General features: G+C 64.7%; 1 protein-coding gene. It reads left to right on the top strand.

The annotated features are described in order from the left end of the window. Positions 1-1,178, top strand: a 1,178-nt coding sequence (locus tag F6S12_RS31945; protein ID WP_315869881.1) for an NAD(P)/FAD-dependent oxidoreductase, incomplete at its 5' end; no start/stop codon positions are given. Positions 1,179-1,217: the final 39 nt, after the last annotated feature.

The following is a 1,217-nucleotide window of genomic DNA, read 5'->3' as shown; positions in this document are numbered from 1 at the left end:
TGCGTTCTACCGAAGTCGTGATCATTGGCGCCGGCGCCGCCGGCCTGATGTGCGCCCTGACCGCGGCCGGCCGGGGCCGCCAGGTATTGCTGCTGGACCACGCCAACAAGGCCGGCAAGAAAATCCTGATGTCCGGCGGCGGTCGCTGCAACTTCACCAATATGTACACCGAACCGGCCAACTTCCTGTCGCAGAACCCGCATTTCTGCAAATCGGCCCTGGCGCGCTACACCCAGTGGGACTTCATCGGCCTGGTGGCCAAGCACGGCGTGCCCTACCACGAGAAGAAACTCGGCCAGCTGTTCTGCGATAACAAGTCCAGCGACATCCTCGGCATGCTGCTCGACGAGTGCGATCAGGTCGGCGTGGAGCTGCGCCTGGACACCTCGATCCAGACCATCGAAAAGGTCGAAAGCGGCTACCTGCTCGACACCACCCTCGGCCAGGTTCAGTGCCAATCGCTGGTGATCGCCACCGGCGGGCTGTCGATCCCGACGCTGGGCGCCACCGGCTTCGGTTATCAGGTGGCGAAACAGTTCGGCCATGAACTGCTGCCGACCCGTGCCGGCCTGGTGCCGTTCACCATCACCGACCAGCTCAAGGAACTGTGCAGCGAGCTGTCGGGGACCTCGGTGGATTGCCTGGTGAGCTGCAACGACCAGAGCTTTCGCGAGAACATCCTGTTCACCCACCGCGGCCTCAGCGGCCCGGCGATCCTGCAGATTTCCTCCTACTGGCAGCCCGGCGACAGCGTCGAGATCAACCTGCTGCCAGACCACGACGCCCTGAGCTGGCTGCAACAGCAGCAGGCCGAGCGCCCCAACAGCGAGCTCAAGACCCTCTTGGGGGAGATCTTCACCAAGAAGATGGCCGGCCTGCTGGCCGACCACTGGTTCGTCTCCAAGCCGATGAAGCAGTACACCCCGGCGGAGCTGGCGGACGTGGCGCAGAAACTCGGCAGCTGGCAACTGGTACCGGCGGGCACCGAGGGCTACCGCACCGCCGAAGTGACCCTGGGCGGCGTCGACACCCGGGAAGTTTCGTCCAAGACCATGGAATCGCTGAAGAGCCCGGGGCTGTATTTCATCGGTGAAGTGCTAGACGTCACCGGCCACCTGGGCGGCTTCAACTTCCAGTGGGCCTGGGCCTCGGGCTACGCGGCGGCGCAGTACGTCTGAGCCGCTGCGTCTCCCTGTAGCCGCTGCCGCAGGCTGCGA

Origin of the sequence: Pseudomonas sp. JV245A (assembly GCF_032424515.1) — a bacterium.
GTDB classification, from domain to species: Bacteria; Pseudomonadota; Gammaproteobacteria; order Pseudomonadales; family Pseudomonadaceae; genus Aquipseudomonas; species Aquipseudomonas protegens.
The sequence above is the reverse complement of the archived record's forward strand: the minus strand, read 5'-3'. Positions and strand labels throughout refer to the sequence as shown.